Origin of the sequence: Streptomyces filamentosus (genome assembly GCF_014654895.1) — a bacterium.
In the GTDB taxonomy this organism is placed as follows: domain Bacteria; phylum Actinomycetota; class Actinomycetes; order Streptomycetales; family Streptomycetaceae; genus Streptomyces; species Streptomyces filamentosus.
In genome coordinates, this window is record NZ_BNBE01000001.1 from 2336138 (window position 1) to 2355424 (window position 19287).

General features: G+C 74.0%; 20 protein-coding genes and 1 tRNA gene. 9 read left to right on the forward strand and 12 right to left on the reverse strand.

What is annotated here, in order from left to right:
* Positions 1-57 precede the first annotated feature (57 nt).
* Positions 58-600 (reverse strand): GlcG/HbpS family heme-binding protein, encoded by a 543-nt coding sequence (locus IE326_RS10450; RefSeq protein WP_150230134.1) that lies wholly within the window; start codon positions 598-600, stop codon positions 58-60.
* Positions 601-1014: 414 nt separating this feature from the next.
* Here IE326_RS10450 and IE326_RS10455 point away from each other — a divergent pair, with 414 nt between their 5' ends.
* Genes IE326_RS10455 through IE326_RS10470 form a run of 4 tightly spaced genes read left to right on the forward strand, consistent with a single transcriptional unit; the run spans position 1015 to position 4565 of the window.
* A complete protein-coding gene (locus tag IE326_RS10455; RefSeq protein ID WP_150232950.1) occupies positions 1015-2127 on the forward strand; it encodes a sensor histidine kinase in 1113 nt (370 codons plus the stop codon).
* Between the two features lie 15 nt (positions 2128-2142).
* On the forward strand, positions 2143-2763 hold the full coding sequence (locus IE326_RS10460) for a response regulator (protein WP_150230132.1): 621 nt from the start codon (positions 2143-2145) through the stop codon (positions 2761-2763).
* Positions 2764-2821: 58 nt separating this feature from the next.
* The gene (locus tag IE326_RS10465) at positions 2822-4036 is read left to right on the forward strand and encodes an FAD-dependent monooxygenase (protein WP_150232949.1); all 1215 of its coding nucleotides are present in this window, start codon (positions 2822-2824) and stop codon (positions 4034-4036) included.
* A 28-nt stretch (positions 4037-4064) separates the two neighbouring features.
* Positions 4065-4565: a hypothetical protein gene (locus IE326_RS10470; RefSeq protein WP_150230130.1), complete on the forward strand. Its 501-nt coding sequence runs from the start codon at positions 4065-4067 to the stop codon at positions 4563-4565.
* A gap of 31 nt (positions 4566-4596) precedes the next feature.
* Here IE326_RS10470 and IE326_RS10475 read toward each other — a convergent pair whose 3' ends face one another.
* Positions 4597-5253, reverse strand: a complete 657-nt coding sequence (locus IE326_RS10475; RefSeq protein WP_150230127.1) for a pentapeptide repeat-containing protein — start codon at positions 5251-5253, stop codon at positions 4597-4599.
* Positions 5254-5441: 188 nt separating this feature from the next.
* On the opposite strand from IE326_RS10475, the gene IE326_RS10480 reads away from it, so the two are divergent.
* Complete coding sequence (locus IE326_RS10480; protein ID WP_190041362.1) at positions 5442-6425, forward strand: zinc-binding dehydrogenase; 984 nt, start codon at positions 5442-5444, stop codon at positions 6423-6425.
* A 56-nt stretch (positions 6426-6481) separates the two neighbouring features.
* Here the strand turns inward: IE326_RS10480 and IE326_RS10485 are convergent, their stop codons facing one another.
* The 4 genes from IE326_RS10485 to IE326_RS10500 form a co-directional block, all read right to left on the reverse strand.
* Positions 6482-6841 (reverse strand): hypothetical protein, encoded by a 360-nt coding sequence (locus IE326_RS10485; protein ID WP_229915282.1) that lies wholly within the window; start codon positions 6839-6841, stop codon positions 6482-6484.
* 9 nt (positions 6842-6850) lie between these two features.
* Entirely contained in the window at positions 6851-7333 is a 483-nt protein-coding gene (locus IE326_RS10490; RefSeq protein WP_150230122.1) for a GNAT family N-acetyltransferase, read from the reverse strand.
* Between the two features lie 4 nt (positions 7334-7337).
* Positions 7338-8225, reverse strand: a complete 888-nt coding sequence (locus IE326_RS10495) for an aminoglycoside phosphotransferase family protein (protein ID WP_190041363.1) — start codon at positions 8223-8225, stop codon at positions 7338-7340.
* 77 nt (positions 8226-8302) lie between these two features.
* Positions 8303-9028, reverse strand: coding sequence for a DsbA family protein (locus IE326_RS10500; protein ID WP_150230116.1), 726 nt, complete (start codon positions 9026-9028; stop codon positions 8303-8305).
* A 141-nt stretch (positions 9029-9169) separates the two neighbouring features.
* On the opposite strand from IE326_RS10500, the gene IE326_RS10505 reads away from it, so the two are divergent.
* On the forward strand, positions 9170-10588 hold the full coding sequence (locus tag IE326_RS10505) for an NAD(P)/FAD-dependent oxidoreductase (protein ID WP_190041364.1): 1419 nt from the start codon (positions 9170-9172) through the stop codon (positions 10586-10588).
* Positions 10589-10677: 89 nt separating this feature from the next.
* Here the strand turns inward: IE326_RS10505 and IE326_RS10510 are convergent.
* A tRNA-Thr gene (locus IE326_RS10510) sits at positions 10678-10751 on the reverse strand.
* A 182-nt stretch (positions 10752-10933) separates the two neighbouring features.
* Between IE326_RS10510 and IE326_RS10515 the strand changes: the two genes are divergently transcribed.
* The 3 genes from IE326_RS10515 to IE326_RS10525 all read left to right on the forward strand — a co-directional run bounded on the left by IE326_RS10515 (position 10934) and on the right by IE326_RS10525 (position 13420).
* On the forward strand, positions 10934-12031 hold the full coding sequence (locus IE326_RS10515) for an ABC transporter ATP-binding protein (RefSeq protein ID WP_150230109.1): 1098 nt from the start codon (positions 10934-10936) through the stop codon (positions 12029-12031).
* 207 nt (positions 12032-12238) lie between these two features.
* Entirely contained in the window at positions 12239-12655 is a 417-nt protein-coding gene (locus tag IE326_RS10520) for a hypothetical protein (protein WP_150230106.1), read from the forward strand.
* A gap of 45 nt (positions 12656-12700) precedes the next feature.
* Positions 12701-13420: a nucleotidyltransferase family protein gene (locus IE326_RS10525; RefSeq protein WP_150230103.1), complete on the forward strand. Its 720-nt coding sequence runs from the start codon at positions 12701-12703 to the stop codon at positions 13418-13420.
* 78 nt (positions 13421-13498) lie between these two features.
* Here the strand turns inward: IE326_RS10525 and IE326_RS10530 are convergent, their stop codons facing one another.
* The 5 genes from IE326_RS10530 to ispD all read right to left on the reverse strand — a co-directional run bounded on the left by IE326_RS10530 (position 13499) and on the right by ispD (position 19039).
* On the reverse strand, positions 13499-15085 hold the full coding sequence (locus tag IE326_RS10530) for a DoxX family membrane protein (RefSeq protein WP_190041365.1): 1587 nt from the start codon (positions 15083-15085) through the stop codon (positions 13499-13501).
* 118 nt (positions 15086-15203) lie between these two features.
* Positions 15204-16160: a 23S rRNA (guanosine(2251)-2'-O)-methyltransferase RlmB gene (rlmB, locus tag IE326_RS10535; protein WP_150230097.1), complete on the reverse strand. Its 957-nt coding sequence runs from the start codon at positions 16158-16160 to the stop codon at positions 15204-15206.
* 122 nt (positions 16161-16282) lie between these two features.
* The gene (cysS, locus tag IE326_RS10540) at positions 16283-17680 is read right to left on the reverse strand and encodes a cysteine--tRNA ligase (RefSeq protein WP_150230094.1); all 1398 of its coding nucleotides are present in this window, start codon (positions 17678-17680) and stop codon (positions 16283-16285) included.
* Between the two features lie 95 nt (positions 17681-17775).
* Positions 17776-18300 (reverse strand): 2-C-methyl-D-erythritol 2,4-cyclodiphosphate synthase, encoded by a 525-nt coding sequence (ispF, locus tag IE326_RS10545; protein WP_190041366.1) that lies wholly within the window; start codon positions 18298-18300, stop codon positions 17776-17778.
* Positions 18290-19039: a 2-C-methyl-D-erythritol 4-phosphate cytidylyltransferase gene (gene ispD / locus IE326_RS10550; RefSeq protein WP_190041367.1), complete on the reverse strand. Its 750-nt coding sequence runs from the start codon at positions 19037-19039 to the stop codon at positions 18290-18292. Before ispD ends, ispF begins: the two co-directional genes overlap by 11 nt.
* Positions 19040-19287: the final 248 nt, after the last annotated feature.

The window sequence follows — 19287 nt, forward strand, 5'->3', positions numbered from 1 at the left end:
CGTGACGCGGAGCCGGCGCCGTGAGGGCGTGACGCGGGGTCCGCGCCGCGAGGGGTGTTACTTCGCCAGCTCGGCGACACCGGCCTGGGCGAACTTCTCGTCCAGGTCGCCCGAGGGGGCGCCGGCCACGCCGATGCCCGCGATCGGGGCGCCCTTGGCGGTGACCGGGGCGCCGCCGGCGAGGAAGAGGGTGCCGGGGATGTCCTTCAGGTTCGGGGCCTGGGCCAGACGGCCGGCGAGGACGGAGGTCGGGGCGTTCCAGGAGACGGCCGTGTACGCCTTGCGGATCGCCGACTCGTAGGACTGCGGGCCCGCGCCGTCGCCGCGCAGGGTGACGACGGTGTTGCCGTTGCGGTCCACGACGGCGACCGTGACGCGCTGGTTCTCCTTCTCCGCGGCCTCCAGGGCGGCCTCGGCGGCGTCGGTGGCGGCCTCGATCGTCAGGTGGTTCGACCGGAACAGGTTGCCGTCCGTGGCGTCGGCCTTGGCGACGGCGGCGGGAGCGGCGGCCGGGGCGGACGCGGAGGCCGACACGGCGCCGAAGGTGCCGGCGGTCAGGACGGCGGCGGCGGTGGCACCGAGGACGAGCTTCTTCTTCATGGTGGCTCCCGAGGAGGTCGTGGCGGACCTGATCGGTCCGGGTGGAGGAGGGCGGTTCGTTCGTTCGCTCTGCACTCCATCCTGGGTCCGGCACCGCCGCCCTACGGTCCACGGTCCGGCTGGCCTCCGGGCGCGCACCGGAGGATGCGGGGGTCAGCCGATCGGCTGATGCCCGCGTGGTCCGCGCGGGTCAGCATGGATACGTACACCCAGGTCAGCACGGGCCCGGAGGCGCGGCACCGGCCGGCGCCGCCCGCGAAGGAGGCGAGACGGTTGGAGCCGTACCCCCACTCCTCCCAGGACCCGGCGGGCCCCCGCGGGCGGACCGGCGCACCCGCCCCGGCCGGGCCCCGCCGGCCCGGCGCCCTCCACGGCACCGCGCCCGACCCGGACGCGCACTGGCTCGCGCGCGTCATGCACGTGGCGTTCTTCCTGCTGCTCGGCGCCTCCCTCGCCCGGTTCCTGCTGCGGCACGACTGGGAGGACCGCAGCCCCTGGATCATCGCCCTGTCCGGCGCGCTCGCCGCCCTGTACCTGCTCGGGCCGGTCCTCGGCACCCGCGCCACCCCGCGCCGCACCGCCTGGCTGTGCACGGTCGTCGCCGTGTGGGTGGTGCTCGTCGTCCTCGCGCCCAGCTTCGCCTGGTGCGCCGTCCCGCTCTTCTACACCGGCCTGCGGACCCTGCCGCACAGGGCGTCCCTCGTCCTCGTCGCCCTCCTCACCGCCTTCGTCGTCTTCGCGCAGGTGCAGCTCTCGCACGGCGGCTGGGACCCCAACCTGATCGTCGCCCCGCCCGCCGTCGCCGCCATCGCCACCGGCGTCTTCGTCCACGCCGACCGGCAGGCGGCCCGCCAGCGCGCCCTCATCGACGACCTCATCCGCACCCGCCGCGAACTCGCCGCCATCGAGCGCCGCGAGGGCACCCTCGCCGAGCGGCAGCGGCTCTCCATGGAGATCCACGACACCCTCGCCCAGGGCCTGTCCAGCCAGCAGATGCTCCTCCAGGCCGCCGACCGCACCTGGGACACCGACCCCGGCACCGCCCGCCGGCACGTCCGCACCGCCGAGTCGATCGCCGAGCGGAACCTCGCCGAGGCCCGCCGCTTCGTCCACGACCTCGCCCCCGCCGACCTCGCCGAGGGCGGCGGCCTGGAGCAGGCCCTGCGCGGGCTCGCCGCGCGCGAGTCGGCCGCCTTCCGGGTCGACGGCACGCCCGTCCCGCTGCCCGACCGGGCCCAGTCGGCGCTGCTGCGGATCGCGCAGGGCGCCCTCGCCAACATCCGCGAGCACGCCGCCGCCACCTCCGCCGCGCTCACCCTCACCTACCTCGACGACCAGGTCGTCCTCGACGTCGCCGACGACGGCAGCGGCTTCGACCCCGCGGCCGCCCGCGACGGCGGCGGCGTCCGCGGCCACGGCCTGCCCGCCATGCGGGTCCGCGCCCAGCAGCTCGGCGGCACGCTTACCGTGGAATCCACCCCCGGCGAGGGCACCGTGCTCTCCGCCGCCATCCCGCTCACCCTCTGACGGAAGGCAGGCCCCGTGACCGTGCGCATCCTCCTCTGCGACGACCACGTCGTCGTCCGCGCCGGGCTGCTCGCCCTCCTCGGCTCCACCCCCGACATCGAGGTCGTCGGGGAGGCCGGCAGCGGCGAGGAGGCCGTCGCGATGGCCGCGAAGCTGAAGCCGGACGTCGTCCTGATGGACCTCCAGCTCGGGCCCGGCATCGACGGCGTGGAGGCCACCCGCCGCATCGCGCCCACCGGCGTCCACGTCCTCGTCCTCACCACCTACGACACCGACGCCGACATCACCCGGGCCATCGAGGCGGGCGCCACCGGCTACCTCCTGAAGGCCGAGCGGCCCGAGGAGCTGTTCGCCGCGATCCACTCCGCCGCCCAGGGCCGCACCGCACTCTCCCCGCCGGTCGCCAGCCGCGTCATGGACCGGATGCGCGGCGCCGCCGGGCCCTCCCTCACCGACCGGGAGCGGGACATCCTCGGGCAGCTCGCCCACGGCCTCGGCAACAAGGAGATCGCCCGCGCCCTCTTCATCAGCGAGGCCACCGTCAAGACCCACCTGGGCCGCATCTACGCCAAGCTCGGCGTCGACACGCGCGCCGGCGCCGTGGCGGTCGCGAAGGAACAGCGCCTGCTCCCCTGAGACTGCTACCGTGCGCTGTCGTTCCAGTGCACAGCGTCATGTCTCCGTGGGAGCACGTGTGAAGATCGCCGTCGTCGGTGGCGGGCCCGCCGGCCTGTACCTCTCGATCCTGCTCAAGCGGCAGGACCCCGCCCACGAGATCTCCGTGTACGAACGGAACGCGGCCGGCTCCACCTACGGCTGGGGCGTCACCTACTGGGCCGGACTCCTCGACAAGCTGCGGGCCGGCGACCCCGAGTCCGCCGCCGCCGTCGCCGACGCCTCGGTGACCTGGACCGACGGCCTCGCCATCGTCCGCGACCAGCGGACCGTGCACCGCGGCGACGCCGGCCACGGCATCGGCCGCCGCCGGATGCTCGGCCTGCTCGCCGACCGGGCCGCCGCCCTCGGCGTCGAGCTCGCGTACGAACACCCGGTCGCCGGCCCGGACGCCCCCGAACTCGCCGGCGCCGACCTGGTCGTCGCCGCCGACGGCGTCCACAGCGCCCTGCGCGAGGCGCACGCCGACCACCACGGCGCCTCCTTCGCCACCGGCCGCAACCCCTACATCTGGCTCGGCACCACCAAGGTCTTCGACTCCTTCAGCTTCGCCTTCAAGGAGACCGGCCACGGCTGGATCTGGTGCTACGCCTACGGCTTCAGCGGCGAGCGCTCCACCTGCGTCGTCGAGTGCGCCCCCGGCACCTGGACCGGCCTCGGCCTGGACACCATGCCCGAGGGCGACTGCCTGGCCCTCCTGGAGAAGCTCTTCCACGACCTCCTCGACGGCCACGAGCTGATCGGCCGCGACCGGGGCGCCGAGCCCGCCCGGTGGCTCCGCTTCCGCACCCTCACCACCCGCACCTGGCACCACGGCAGGACCGTCCTCCTCGGCGACGCCGCCCACACCACCCACTACTCGATCGGCGCCGGCACCACCCTCGCCCTGGAGGACGCCCTCGCCCTCGCCGACGCCCTCCGCGGCCGCCGCGGCGACCCCGCCGCCCTGGACGCTGCCCTCACCGCGTACGGGAGGCGGCGCCGCGCCGAACTCGTCCCCGCCCAGAGCGCGGCCCGCCTCAGCGCCCAGTGGTACGAGAACCTGCCCCGCTACATGGACCTGCCGCCGGAGCAGATGTTCGCCCTCCTCGGCCAGCGCCACTCGCCGCTCCTGCCCTACGTGCCGCCGCAGCTCTACTACCGCGTCGACCGCGCCGCCGGACGCCTCGAAGCGCTGCGCCGCCTCAAGCGCTGGCTGGGCCCGCGGGTCGCGAAGGCGGTCCACCGCGCCTGACGCGCCGGGGCCGTGACACCATCGGGGCGTGCTCGACATCGGCTACTCCCTCTCCCGGCGCTTCCCCGACCCCCCGCAGACCGACTACCGGCGGGCGGACGTGCACGCGCTGCGGCACGACCTCTTCTGCGGGGACGTCTACCTCGCGGACACCGAGGAGGACCGGGAGGTGTCCACGGCCTGGGGCTGGGTGCCCGTCCTCGACTTCGCCTGGGCGCTCTGCGACATCGTCGAACGGCTCGACCGGGACCCGGCCGGCAGCCGCGCCTCCCGCCCGCAGCACGCGGAGCTCGACTTCACCGAGTCCTCGGACCTGATGCTCTTCGAGCGCCGCTTCGGCTGGGTCGACGTCGAGGCCGACTGGATGCCCGGCGACGAGCCGCCGCTCACCTTCGGCCACGCCGAACTGCGCCGCGAGGCCCGCGACTTCCTCCACGACCTGATCGCCGACCTCACCGACATGCACGAGGGCCTCGCCGACAACCCGGTCGTCTGGGACCTCCAGGCCCGCTTCCCCCGCGTGAAGTAGCCCCGGGGCGGCCCCCGGAGGCCCGGGGGCGTCAGTCCTCCACGCGCACCCCCAGCCGCGCCGCGAGGACCGGCGCCAGGTCGAGCAGCTGCGCCGAGGAGATCACCGCGCCCGCCAGGGACTCCACCCCGCGGGCGATCTCCAGGCGCCGCACCCCCCGCAGGTCCGCGTCCACCAGCTTCGCCCCGGAGAAGTCCGCCCCGGTCAGCTCGCAGTCCACGAACGCGACCCGCTCCAGGGCCGCCCCGCCGAAGTCCGGCTCCACCAGCACGCAGCCCTCGAAGACCACGTCCCGCAGCCGGGCCGCCCGCAGGTTCGGATAGTCCCACTTGCCGCCCCTGACCAGCACCCGCTCCCACACGGAGCCGTGCAGCTGCGTCCCCCCGAAGCGCGCCTCCACCACCTCCGCGTCCCGCAGCTGCACCTGCGACAGATCGGCGCCCACGCCCCGTACCGCTTCGAGACGCGAGTCCAGGAAGCGGGCGCCCGTCAGCCGCGCCCCGTCCAGCGCGCACTCCCGCAGCAGGCAGTCCAGGAAGCGGGCACCCTCCCCCGAGGCGCCCGCCAGGTCGAGCCCGGCCAGCTCCAGTCCGTCGTAGTCCCCGTCGGGCGCGAGCCCGCCCTCGTACGGCTCCAGGGGCGGCAGCCGCAGCTCCACCCGACGAGGCGCCCTGGTCTTTCGCGTCATCCCCCCATCGTGGCCCACGCCACCGACAATCCCCCCTTGACCTCGAGCAAGGTCGAGGTACGAGTCTGGGGTCACGCCACCGGCGAGCGGGCCGACGACCCACGCGTCACCCCCGCACCCGTCACCGGAGAGCGGGCCGACGAGGCGCGCGTCACCTCCGCACACGCCACCGACGAAGGGGAACCGTCATGCACGCCATCCGCCTCCACGCCTTCGGCCCCGCCGAGAACCTCGTCCACGAGGAGGTCCCCGACCCCGTCCCCGGCCCCGGGCAGGTCCGGATCGCCGTCACCGCCGCCGGCGTCCACCTCCTCGACACCACCCTCCGCGAGGGCCTGCCCGGCCCCTTCCCCGCCCCCGCCGAACTCCCCACCGTCCCCGGCCGCGAGGTCGCCGGCACCGTCGACGCCCTCGGCGAGGGCACCGACCCCTCCTGGCTCGGCAGGCGCGTCGTCGCCCACCTCGGCATGAACCCCGGCGGCTACGCCGAACGCGCCGTCACCGACGCCGCCCGGCTCCACGCCCTCCCCGACCACCTCGGCGACGCCGAGGCCGTCGCCATGATCGGCACCGGCCGCACCACCCTCGGCATCCTCCAGTTCACCGCGCTCGGCCCGGACTCCGTCGCGATCGTGCCCGCCGCCGCCGGCGGCATCGGCACCCTCCTCGTCCAGTACGCCAAGAACGCCGGCGCCACCGTCGTCGGCCTCGCCGGCGGCCCCGCCAAGACCGCCCGCGTCCGCGCGAACGGCGCCGACCTCGCCGTCGACTACACCCGCCCCGACTGGCCCGCCGAGGTCCGCGCCTTCCTCCGCGACCGCACCGCCACCGTCGTCTACGACTCCGTCGGCGGCGACACCGGACGCGCCGCCGTCGACCTCCTCGGCAAGGGCGGACAGCACGTCGTCTTCGGCTGGTCCGGCGGCGAACCCCTCGCCTTCACCGAGGAGGAACTGGCCGCCCGGGGCATCACCTCCGGCTCCGTCCTCGGCCCCGTCATGATCCGGAAGGCCGGCGGCGACGTCCGCACCCTCGAACTCGCCGCCCTCGCCGCCGCCTCCGCCGGCACCCTCCGCCCCGCCGTCCACCGCTTCCCCCTCGCCGAAGCGGCGAAAGCCCACCGCGCCCTGGAGAACCGGGGCACGATGGGCAAGGTGGTCCTGATCCCGTAGCGGACGCGGAGGGCCCCCGACGGACGCGGGGGCCCTCCGGGGGCCCGGCGGGCGCCTCAGACGCCGAGCACGTCCCAGGAGTGCGCCTTGAACTCCTTCAGGAAGTCCTCGTGGTCCTCCCACATCCGGGCGGCGGAGCGGAGCACGTCCCAGTTGTGCTCCAGCGCCTGGTCCACCACCTGGCGCAGCTCCGGCGCCGTCTCCCGCTTCTCCACCAGGCCGGTGACCTGCGAGGCGGCCTGCACGGTGTAGCGCAGCGCCCGCAGGGCCCGGGAGGTGTCGTCCATCCCGAAGCCGTGGTCGCTGCCGTTCGCGGGGTCGAAGAGCGGGGTCAGGCGGGCCTCGATGAAGTCGGTGATCCGCCGGAAGCGGGCCTCGACGCCCATGTCGTCGTGATTGCCGTGGTCGTTGCACATGGGGACTTCCTACACCCCCGCCGGAGCGCCCAGCGCCGCCAGGGCCCCGTCCGTCAGCCGGTAGACCGTCCACTCGTCCTGCGGGCGGGCGCCCAGCGACTCGTAGAAGGCGATCGACGGCGCGTTCCAGTCCAGGACCGACCACTCCAGGCGCTCGTAGCCGCGCTCCACGCAGATCCGGGCCAGCTCGGTCAGCAGGGCCTTGCCGTGGCCGCCGCCGCGCGCCTCCGGACGGACGTACAGGTCTTCCAGGTAGATGCCGTGGACGCCGCGCCAGGTCGAGAAGTTGAGGAACCACAGCGCGAAGCCGACCGGCTCGCCGGCCGCGTCCTCCGCGATGTGGGCGTAGGCGGCGGGCCGCTCGCCGAAGAGCGCCTCGTGGAGCTGCTCCGGAGTCGCGCGGACCTCGTCGAGGGCCTTCTCGTACTCCGCGAGGTCGCGGATCAGGGCGTGGATGACGGGCACGTCGGCCGGGGTGGCGGTACGGATCATGCCCTCAGCCTGCCAGCAGGCTCCGCGCGATGACCACCTGGTCCGCGTCGAGCGCGGGCTCGCCGTCCTCGACGTCCCACAGCCCGTTCTGGAGCACCCGCCCCAGCGTCCACGCCAGCGCCCGCTCCCGGTCGAGCCCGAGCCGCTCGGTGAGCAGGTCGAAGCGCCACCGGATCTCGGCCGGGTCGGGGTTCCACAGGTCGGTGAGGGCCGGCAGCAGCTCGAAGCCGGGGTCCCCGGCGAGCGGCTTCGGGTCGATGACCAGCCACGGCTCGCGCTCCGCGCCCAGCACGTTGTCGTAGTGCAGGTCCCAGTGCAGCAGCCGGTCCCCCGGCTCCCCCGCCACCTCCCGCACGGCAGCCGCGCAGTCCGCCAGCAGCGCCGCGTCCTCCGCGCCGAGCCGGGCCGTCGCGGCCGGCACCCGCGCGAGCATCCGGGCGGCGGCGTCACCGAGCCCCCGCAGTCCGGGCGGCGCCGGGAGCGCCGACAGCCGGGCGAGCAGCCCGGCGAGGATCCGCACGGCCTCCCGCTCGTCCCCGAGCCGCGACAGGTGCCGCGTGTGGTCGGCCCGTTCGAGCAGCATCGTGCCCGTCACGGGATCGTGCTCCAGGAGCCGTACGACCCCGTCCCCGTCCCACGCGCGCAGCGCGACCGGCTCCCCCTCGCTCTCCTCGTCGAGCAGCTGGAGCTTGAGCGCGGCGGGCGTGCCGTCCTCCCGCACCACGGGCAGCACCAGGGACGCCACGCCGTGCATCGAGGCCCCGTCGAGCCGCAGCCCCCACCGGCCGAGGAACTCCTCCGCCCTCCCCGGCAGTTCGGCGATGAACGCCCGCCCCGCCTCACCGTTGTACTTCGCCTGGCTGGCCGCGAGTTCCCCGGGTACGTCGATCACACCCCGACCCTACGACCCACCGCCCCGGGCCCGCACGGCCCCACTCCCCCGCACGCCCCCCCCCGGCCCAATTCACCTCACCCCACCGCCGCGTCCAGCAGCCTCCCGAACTCCGTCGCGTCGTACAGACCGGTCCCGCCGTCCAGCGGCTCGCCGTTCACCAGGACCGACGGGGTGCCGCCGACGCCCGAGTCCTCGAAGGCCCGCTCCGCGTCCGCCACCCACGCCCGGTGGGACCCGTCGCGCACCGCGCGGTCGAAGGCGTCGCCCCGCAGGCCCGGCACCCGGTCGGCGATCCGCAGCAGTTCGGCGGCGGAGTAGGCGTCCGCCGGCTCGCCCTCCGGCTGCGCCGCGAACAGCTCCGCCTGGAACGCGGCGAACTTCCCGGGACCCGCGTCCGCCGCCGCCCGCAGCGCGTTCGCCGCCCGCGCCGACGCCGCGCCGCCGGTCCGCCCGTCGAGGAAGGACGCGACGACGTACTCGACCCTCAACTCGCCCTTCGCCGCCCGCTCCGCCAGCACCGTGCCGCCGCTCGCCTCGAACTTCGCGCAGTACGGGCAGCGGGGGTCCGCGTACACCGTCACCGTGTGCGGGGCGTCCGCGCCGCCGACGACGATCTTCGTGCCCTCCACCGCCGACGGGAGCACGCTCAGCGTCCCCGCGTGCGCCGACGGCACCCCGTCCGCCGTCGCGGCGGCCGCCGGCTCCCCGCCGCCGCCCGGCGAACACCCCACCGCCGCAAGGCCGATGAGACCCGCGGCGACCGAGGCCGCGAGGGCGTGCCGCGTCCTGCGCACCACCATGGAGTTCCCCTTCCGGAGCGACGGAATCCGCACCTTCGAACCTAGGCGCGGCCCCGCCCGCCGCCGAGCGCCGAAGGACCCGTATCCAGGGGACCAACGCCCCGGGTACCCTCCCGCCACGCACCGGGAAGAGGGACAGGGATGAACAGCAGTACGGGCAGCACCCGCGGCACGGACACGGTCAACGGCGGCATCTCCTTCTGGTTCGCGCAGGAGGGCCTGCCCGAACCCCGCGAACCGCTGCCCGGCGACCGCACCGCCGACGTGTGCGTCGTCGGCGGCGGCTACACCGGCCTGTGGACCGCCTACTACCTGAAGAAGGCCGCCCCCTTCCTCGACATCGTCGTCCTCGAATCCCGCTTCTGCGGCTACGGCGCCTCCGGCCGCAACGGCGGCTGGCTCTACAACGGCATCGCCGGCCGCGCCCGCTACGCCGCCCTGCACGGCCACGACGCCGCCGTCCGCCTCCAGCAGGCCATGAACGCCACCGTCACCGAGGTCCTCGACGTCCTCGACGCCGAGAAGATCGACGCCGACCAGCACCGCGGCGGCGTCCTGGAGGTCGCCCTCACCCCCGCCCAGCTGGCCCGCCTCAAGGAGTTCCACGCCGCCGAGCACGCCTTCGGCGAGGCCGACCGGGAGATCTACGGCGCCCGCGAGACCGCCGCCCGCGTCCGCGTGGCCGGCGCCGTCGGCTCCTCCTGGACCCCGCACGGCGCCCGCGTCCACCCGGTGAAGCTGGTCAACGGCCTGCGCGCGGCCGTGGAGGCCCTGGGCGTGACGATCCACGAGTCGACCCCCGTCACGGAGATCAGGCCCCAGCACGCCGTCACCCCGTACGGCACGGTCCGCGCCCCCTACGTGCTCCGCTGCACCGAGGGCTTCACCGCCTCCCTCGCCGGCCAGCGCCGCACCTGGCTCCCCATGAACTCCTCGATGATCGCCACCGAGCCGCTCACCGACGCCCAGTGGGAGTCCGTCGGCTGGGAGGGCCGGGAGACCCTCGGCGACATGGCCCACGCCTACATGTACGCCCAGCGCACCGCCGACGGCCGCATCGCGCTCGGCGGCCGGGGCGTCCCGTACCGCTACGGCTCGAAGACCGACAACGACGGCCGCACCCAGCCGCGGACCGTCGAGGCCCTCCGCGCCGTCCTGACCCGCTTCTTCCCCCAGCTCGCCGGCGTCCGCGTCGACCACGCCTGGTCCGGCGTCCTCGGCGTCCCCCGCGACTGGTGCGCCACCGTCACCCTCGACCGCTCCACCGGCATCGGCTGGGCCGGCGGCTACGTCGGCTCCGGCGTCGCCACCACCAACCTCGCCGCCCGCACCCTCACCGACCTCATCCGGCAGGACTCCGGCCAGTCCGGCCCCACCGACCTCACCACCCTCCCCTGGGTGAACCACAAGGTCCGCAAGTGGGAACCCGAACCCCTCCGCTGGCTCGGCGTCCAGACCATGTACGCCGCCTTCCGCGGCGCCGACCACCGCGAAGCCGCCACCCACACCGCCACCACCGACCGCGTCGCCCACTGGGCCAACAGGATCGCCGGCCGCTGACCGGCCGCACCACCCGGACCACCCGCACCGCCCGCGCACGACGAAGGCCCCGGCACCCCTTCACGGGGGGCCGGGGCCTTCGTCACAAGAGCCGCCTGTCGGAATCGAACCGACGACCTCAAGATTACAAGTCAAGCGCTCTAGCCAACTGAGCTAAGGCGGCAGCGAGTGCAGTCTAACCAACCCGGCCCCGCCCCCGGTCGGAAATCTCACGTCCTTCGAACTGCTGACAGATCGGGCGGCGGCAGGTACCGTCGGCCGGAGTTCACCCAGGTGGACCAGACATCAATCCTTCCTTTACTCGGATCGTCCGGCACGTTCCTGCCGGTGAAGGGACACACCACCATGGCTTCCGTCACTTTCGACAAGGCGACCCGCATCTACCCGGGTGCCACCAAGCCCTCCGTCAACCAGCTCGACATCGAGATCGCGGACGGCGAGTTCCTCGTCCTCGTCGGTCCCTCGGGCTGTGGCAAGTCGACCTCGCTCCGCATGCTCGCGGGCCTGGAGGACGTGAACGCGGGTGCCATCCGCATCGGCGACCGCGACGTCACGCACCTGCCGCCGAAGGACCGGGACATCGCCATGGTGTTCCAGAACTACGCGCTGTACCCGCACATGACCGTCGCCGACAACATGGGCTTCGCGCTCAAGATCGCCGGCGTCAACAAGAGCGAGATCCGCGCCAAGGTCGAAGAGGCCGCGAAGATCCTCGACCTCACCGAGTACCTCGACCGCAAGCCGAAGGCGCTCTCCGGCGGTCAGCGCCAGCGCGTCGCCATGGGCCGCGCGATCGTCCGCGAGCCGCAGGTCTTCCTCATGGACGAGCCGCTGTCGAACCTCGACGCGAAGCTCCGCGTCTCGACCCGTACGCAGATCGCGGGCCTCCAGCGCCGGCTCGGGATCACGACGGTGTACGTGACGCACGACCAGACCGAGGCCCTCACCATGGGCGACCGCGTCGCCGTGCTGAAGGACGGTCTGCTCCAGCAGGTCGACACCCCGCGCAACATGTACGACCGGCCCGCGAACCTCTTCGTCGCCGGCTTCATCGGCTCCCCCGCCATGAACCTGATCGAGGTCCCGATCACCGAGGGCGGCGTCAAGTTCGGCAACAGCATCGTCCCGGTCTCCCGTGACGCGCTCGCCACCGCCGCCGCCAACGGCGACACCACCGTCGTCGTCGGCGTCCGCCCGGAGCACTTCGACGTCTCCGGCGCCACCAGCAAGGACGGCGTCGCCGTGACCGTCAACGTGGTCGAGGAGCTGGGCTCCGACGGCTTCGTCTACGGCTCCACCCGCGTCGGCGGCGAGGACAAGGACATCGTCATCCGCGTCGGCGGCCGCGAGATCCCCGCCAAGGGCTCCACGCTGCACGTCGTCCCGCGCGCCGGCGAGCTGCACGTCTTCTCCAAGTCCACGGAGCAGCGCATCAGCGAGTGACCCGTTCCTGAAGCGGTGGCGAACGGCCCCGTGTCCCTTGCGGATGCGGGGTCGTTCGTTTAAACGGGCTTACCCCGGAAAACCCCGGCATTCGGGGCCCTCCCCACTGCCCCGCGTCAACACGGGATTCGAAAAGGCGCGTCGAACCATCCCTCGCGAGAGTGACTAAATGTCGCCATATCACTACCGGCCGCTACGCTCGCCTGCGTGACGCACTCTGCCCGCCGTATCGGCCGCTCCCTCGCCCTCGTCCTGCCCGTCGTCCTGGTCCTGTCGGGAACGCTCGCGGTGTCCGCCGTGCCGTGGGCCGGCCAGGACTCCGACGGCCGGATGCTGACCGCGTCCTCCGCGGACGTGTCCACCCGTGCCAAGTCCCGCGCCCCGCAGGACGTCCTGCGCGACCGGCTCCTCGCCGAGCTCCAGGAGAAGGACCCGGGCGTCGCCCTCACCCACCTCCAGCGCGAGGTGGAGAACCGCCCCTCGCTCGCCGAGCACTGCGTGTCGATCGCCCGCGCGCTGGGCCGCGCCGCCGTCGAGCACTACGGCCCGGCCCGCGCCCAGTCCTTCTCCCGCCCGGTCTGCGACACCGCGTACGCGACCGGCGTGATGCGCGCGACGGCCTGAGCGCGCCCCCGCGTCCGCGCCCGCGGGGCACCTATCGTTCCCCGTATGCACACCACTCCGACGCAGGCCGTGGTCCTGGCGGGCGGCCAGGGCTCGCGGCTGCGCCCCTACACCGACGACCGCCCCAAGCCGATGGTCGAGATCCCGGGCACCGGGACCCCGATCATCGGCCATCAGCTTTCCTGGCTGGCCGCCGAGGGCGTCACCGACGCCGTCGTGTCCTGCGGGCACCTCGCCGAAGTCCTCCAGGAGTGGCTGGAGTCGGCGGACCTGCCGCTCAAGGTGACCACGGTCGTGGAGACCGAGCCGCTGGGCCGCGGCGGCGGCCTGAAGTACGCCGCCGCGCACCTGCCCGAGCCCGGCCGGCCCTGGTACGCCACCAACGGCGACATCTGGACCCGCTTCTCGCTGCGCGAGATGGCCGCCTTCCACGACGAGCGGGACGCCACCGCCACCCTCGCCCTGGCCCGTCCCCGGATCCCGTGGGGGGCCGTCGAGACGGACACCTTCGGGCACATCACCGACTTCGTGGAGGCACCGCCGTCGCCGTTCCTCATCAACGCCGGCGTGTACGTCTTCTCCCCCGCCTTCACCGAGGCCCTGCCGGACGTCGGCGACCACGAGCGGACCACCTTCCCCCGGCTCGCCCGGGAGCGCCGGCTGGCCGGCTTCCCGCTGCCCCAGGGGGCGTACTGGCGGGCCATCGACACCGCCAAGGACCTCACGGAGGCCTCGAAGGAGCTCGCCGCCCAGGGCCACCACTGACAGGTCCCGGCGCACGGGAAGGGCGGCACCGCCCCTGAGGGGAGGTGCCGCCCTTCTCCTGCGCGTACGGCTCCGGGGTCAGCCCAGGAGGCCGCCGATCGGGTTCTGCGGGGCGCCGCCGCCGTCCCCGCCGCCGGTCGTGGAGCTCTCCGTCGGGGGCTGCTCGGAGGTCGAGCCGGTGGAGCCGTCGGACGAACCGCCCGTGGTGGCCGGGGCGTCGCTGGTGGACGGCGGGGGCGCGGGCTGCGACTGGGACGGCGTACGGCTGCTGCCGCCGCTGGTGGCGCCGCCGGTGGTGCGCGGGGCGGTCGGCCGCTGCTCCTGCGTCGGGGAGGACTCGGCACCGCTGCCGGTCGTCTCGGCCGGCCGGGTCGCCTCCCGCGTCTCCTCCGCGGGCTCCTCGCGCTCCTCGGTGGCCGCCGGGGCGGCCGGCCGCTCGGAGCTCTCGCCGCTGGGCTGCTGCGAGGGGGTGCGGCGGCGCTCGGGCTCGGTCGGGAGGGGCTGGCCGGGGAGGTGGTTGATCGGGTCGTCGTTCGGCCCGGGGACGGTGACCATCTCGGTGGAGCGGACCGCGCCGCCGAGGACGGAGCCGACGAGCAGGGTGAGGCCGACGGCGACGGAGGCGAAGAGGGTCGAGCGGCGCAGCACCCGGCGGCGCAGCTCCCACAGTTCGGCGCGCGGGCCGAGGGTCCGCCATGCCTCGCCGGCGAGGCGGCCGTCGATGGAGTAGACGGGGGCGCCGGCGATGATCAGCGGGGACCAGGCGGCCAGGTAGATGATGTCGGGCGCGTCGTAGACGGGGACGGTCCGCCAGCTGACGGTGAGGATGAGGGCGGCGGAGAGGAGCGCGCCGACGACGGCGGCGACCCGCTGCCAGAGGCCGAGGACGGTGAGGACGCCGACGACGACCTGGAGGAAGGCGACGGTCAGTCCGGCGCCGACCGGGTGCTGGAGGGCGAAGTCCCGCAGGGGTTCGGCGAGCGGCCAGGGGTGGAGCTGGGTGAGCCACTTGACCATGGAGCCGCGCTCGCCGCCGTCGAAGTAGACGGGGTCGCAGAGCTTGCCCATGCCGGCGTAGACGGAGATGAGGCCGAGGAAGACGCGGAGCGGGAGGAGCACCACGCCGAGGTTCATCCGGCGGCCGGGGTAGTAGGCGTGCCGGACCGGGTCGGGGCCCTGGCGGTGCGGGGCGCGGGCCTCGTCGTACGGCTCCTCGGGCCGCAGTTCGTACACCTCGTCGTAGGCGCCCTCGGCCCGCCGCATGGGCGGCAGGATGGGGGCGGCCGCGCCGGCGGGCACGACGGGGGTGGGCATCGTGTCGTCGATGCGCGGGATGGTCTGGGTGGCCGGGTCCAGGGTGGAGACCGCGGCGCCGGGGGCGGCCGAGGAGTCGCGCACGGCCTGGAGGAGTCCGGTCGCGCCCGGCGTGGCCTTCCCGGACCAGACGACGGGGCGGCGGCGCGGCGCCCCCGCACCGCCGGCCGCTCCGGAGAGGGCGCCGGCGCGCGGGTTCGCAGCGAACTTCGGCGAGGGGGCCGGCGCGAGCCGCACACGGAAGCTGGCGTGGTTCACGATCACCTGGGCGGGATCGGAATCCACTTTGACCATGCTCAGGGAGGGCTGATCGTCGAACCCCGGCCGGGGCGTTCTGGTGTCCACACTCATCTAACCGAGTGATGCGCGGTTAGGACACTGCCTTGACGGGCTTCGGATGTCCGAGACCCGTCAAGATCACGGCCGGAGCGCGTCCCCCGTACGGGTCAGCCCGTACGGGGGAGGCGGGTCAGGCCATGCGGCGGCGGGCCGCCTCGTAGAGGACGACGCCGGCGGCGACACCGGCGTTGAGCGACTCGGCGCCGCCGGGCATCGGGATGCGGACGAGGAAGTCGCAGGTCTCGCCGACGAGGCGGGACAGGCCCTTGCCCTCGGAGCCGACGACGATGACGACCGGGCCCTCCAGGGCCTCCAGCTCGTGGACCTCGGCGTCGCCGTCGGCGGCCAGGCCGACGACCGTGATCCCGGCCTTCTGGTACTCCTGGAGGCAGCGGGTGAGGTTGGTGGCGCGGGCCACCGGGGTGCGGGCGGCGGTGCCGGCCGAGGTCTTCCAGGCGCCCGCGGTCATGCCGGCGGCGCGGCGCTCGGGGACGACGACGCCGTGGCCGCCGAAGGCGGAGACGGAGCGGACGACGGCGCCGAGGTTGCGCGGGTCGGTGACGCCGTCGAGGGCGACGATCAGCGGGTCCTCCTGCTCGTCGTAGGCCGACGCGGCGAGGTCCTCGGGGTGCGCGTACTCGTACGGCGGGACCTGAAGGACGAGGCCCTGGTGGTTCAGGCCGTTCGTCATCCGGTCGAGCTCGGGGCGCGGCGCCTCCATGATGTTGATGTTGCCGCGGCCGGTGGCGAGGTTGAGGGCCTCGCGCACGCGCTCGTCGTTGTCGATGAACTGCTGGACGTAGAGGGTGGTGGCGGGCACGCCGTCGCGGAGCGCCTCGAAGACCGGGTTGCGGCCGACGACCATCTCGGACTGGCCCTTGCCGCCGCGGCGGGCGACGGGCTTGCGCTTGGCCGCGTTGCGGGCCATCGCGTTGGAGACGCGGAAGGCCTTGTGGCCCTTGCGGTTCTCGGCCTTGGGCGTGGGGCCCTTGCCCTCCAGGCCCTTGCGCCGCTGGCCACCGCTGCCGACCGTCGCGCCCTTCTTGTTGGACGTACGACGTCCCCTGCGCTGGCTGTTCCCGGCCATGACTGCTACCTGCTTCTTTCGATCTCCGATCTACGCGTGGATGTAGATCGCCTGCGTGCGTGAAGTCTGTCTGCTAACTGAAGTGTGCCGCCCGGGGGTCCGGACGGCACATCATCAGCGATCTATCGGTTGGCGATGGTCCAGCGGGGGCCGTCGGGGCTGTCCTCGATGACCAGGCCGGACTGGGTGAGCTGGTCGCGGATCGCGTCCGCGGTGCCCCAGTCCTTGCGCTCGCGGGCGGCCTCGCGCTGCTGGAGCACGAGGCGGACGAGCGTGTCGACGACGCCGTGGAGCTCGTCGCCGCCGCCGGACCCGTCGGCCCAGTGCGGGTCGAGCGGGTCGAGGCCGAGGACTCCGAGCATGGCGCGGACCTCGGCGAGGCGGGCGATGGCCTCGTCCTTGTCGTCGGCGCCCAGCGCGCTGTTGCCCTGCCGGACGGTGGTGTGGATGATCGCCAGGGCGTGCGGGACGCCCAGGTCGTCGTCCATGGCCTCGGCGAAGGCCGGCGGCACCTCGGCGGCGGGCGGCACGGTCCGGCCGGCCTTCTCGGTGGCGCGCTGGACGAAGCCCTCGATGCGGCCGAAGGCGGCCTCGGCCTCGCGCAGGGACTCCTCGCTGTACTCGATCATCGAGCGGTAGTGCGGGGTGCCCAGGTAGTAGCGCAGGACGATGGGGCGCCAGTTCTTGACCATCTCGGAGACGAGGACGCTGTTGCCCAGCGACTTCGACATCTTCTCGCCGCTCATGGTGACCCAGGCGTTGTGCACCCAGTACCGGGCGAACTCGTCGCCGAAGGCCTTGGCCTGGGCGATCTCGTTCTCGTGGTGGGGGAAGATCAGGTCGAGGCCGCCGCCGTGGATGTCGAAGGCGGAGCCCAGGTACTTGTGGGCCATGGCCGAGCACTCCAGGTGCCAGCCGGGACGGCCGCGGCCCCAGGGGGTCTCCCAGTCGGGCTCACCGGGCTTGGTGGCCTTCCACATGGCGAAGTCGCGGGGGTCCCGCTTGCCGGAGACGCCCTCGTCGGGCTGGCGCAGGTCGTCCAGGTCCTGGTTGGAGAGCTCCAGGTAGCCGGGGAAGGAGCGCACGTCGAAGTAGACGCTGCCGTCCGCCTCGTAGGCGTGGCCGCGCTCGATGAGGCCGCGCATCATCTCGATCATCTCGGGCACGTGGCCGGTGGCGCGGGGCTCGTAGGTGGGCGGGAGGCAGCCGAGGGCCTCGTAGCCCGCGTTGAACGCGCGCTCGTTCTCGTAGCCGATGGACCACCAGGGGCGGTCCTGCTCGGCGCCCTTCCTGATGATCTTGTCGTCGATGTCGGTGACGTTGCGGACGAACGTGACGTCGTAGCCGCGGTGGGCGAACCAGCGGCGCATGATGTCGAAGTTCAGCCCCGACCGGATGTGGCCGATGTGCGGGGCCGCCTGGACGGTGGCACCACACAGGTAGATCGAGACGCAGCCCGGCGTGAGCGGGGTGAAGTCACGGATCTGCCGGGCGCTGGTGTCGTACAGGCGAATGGTCACCCCACCAGGGTAGTGGGCGCACGGTGGTGCCCCGCGACCGATTCCGGGCGACGGGGCACGTTTTTCCGCGGCTCCCGGCCGCGGGGGGCGTTTTTCTACGGCTCCCGGCGCGGCACGGCGTAGACGAGGGCGGTCGCGAGGGCGGCGAGGCCCTCGGCGCGGCCGGTCAGGCCGAGCCCGTCGGTCGTGGTGCCGGAGACGGAGACGGGCGCTCCGGCCGCTTCGCCCAGCGCCTTCTGGGCCTCGTCGCGGCGCTTGCCGACCTTCGGCCGGACGCCGACGACCTGGACGGCGATGTTGCCGATCTCGTACCCCTCGGCGCGGACGATCCGGGCGGCCTCGGCGAGGAGGGTGACGCCGGAGGCGCCGGACCACTCGGGGCGGGAGGTGCCGAAGTGGGCGCCGAGGTCGCCGATTCCGGCGGCGGAGAAGAGCGCGTCGCAGGCGGCGTGGGCGGCGACGTCCCCGTCGGAGTGCCCGGCGAGTCCGTACCCGTCGCTGTCGGCGTCCTCCCAGAGGAGGCCCGCGCACCACAGCTCGCGGCCCTTCTCGAAGGCGTGGACGTCCGTGCCGATGCCGGTGCGGGGGATCACGGGGACGGGGAGCTGCTCAGAAGCCATCGTTGGCCCTCCTGCGGGCGAGTACGGCCTCGGCGAGGACGAGGTCGAGGGGACGGGTCACCTTGAAGGCCTCTTCGTGGCCGGGGACGACGGTGACGGGGGCGCCGAGCCGTTCCACCATGCCGGCGTCGTCGGTGGCGCCCTCGCCGGCGAGGGCGACGGTGGCGTGGGCGTCGACGAGGGTGGCGCGGTCGAAGCCCTGCGGGGTCTGCACGGCGCGGAGGCGGGCGCGGACCGGGGTGGCGACGACCTGCTCGGGGGCGCCGGGCTTCTCGGCCGGCTCGACCTCCTTGACCGTGTCCGTGACGGGCATCGCGGGGACGACGGCGACGGCCCCGTCCCGGACGGCCTCGATGACGGCGTCGACGGTGTCGACGGGCACGAGGGGGCGGGCGGCGTCGTGGACGAGGACGGTGGTGACGTCCTCGGGAACGGCGGCGAGGCCGAGGCGGACGGACTCCTGGCGGGTGTCGCCGCCGGCGACGACCCGGTAGTCGGTGCGCTCGGGGAGGGCGTGGTCGTCGAGGAGGTGCTTGACCTCGGCGACGCCGTCGGCGGGGGCGACCACGACGACGAGCGAGACCGCGCGGGAGGCGGCCATCGCGCGGACGGCGTGGACGAGCATGGGGGTGCCGTTCAGCGCGCGCAGCGCTTTGGGGGCGCCCGGGCCGAGGCGTACGCCCCGTCCGGCCGCCGGGATCACCACGGCGGTACGAGGAGGACGCGCTTCGTCAGACATCGGTTGCACTCCGGCAGGTTTGTTTCCGCGGGCGACGTGGGTATGGCGTCAGCAGGCTGTGGGACGACGCCTCGACCGGGCCCTTTCCGTGACGACGGTCGAGGCGTCGTCGTGCGACGCCCTGACGTTCGTGTGAAGCTCGGGGGACCGGGGAGGGAAAGGGAGACGAACATGCCGCAGTGCCCGGCGACGGCACTGTGGAATCGTGGGATTCACAGTGCGTCAGCGGGCACCGCGGCATTGCTGCT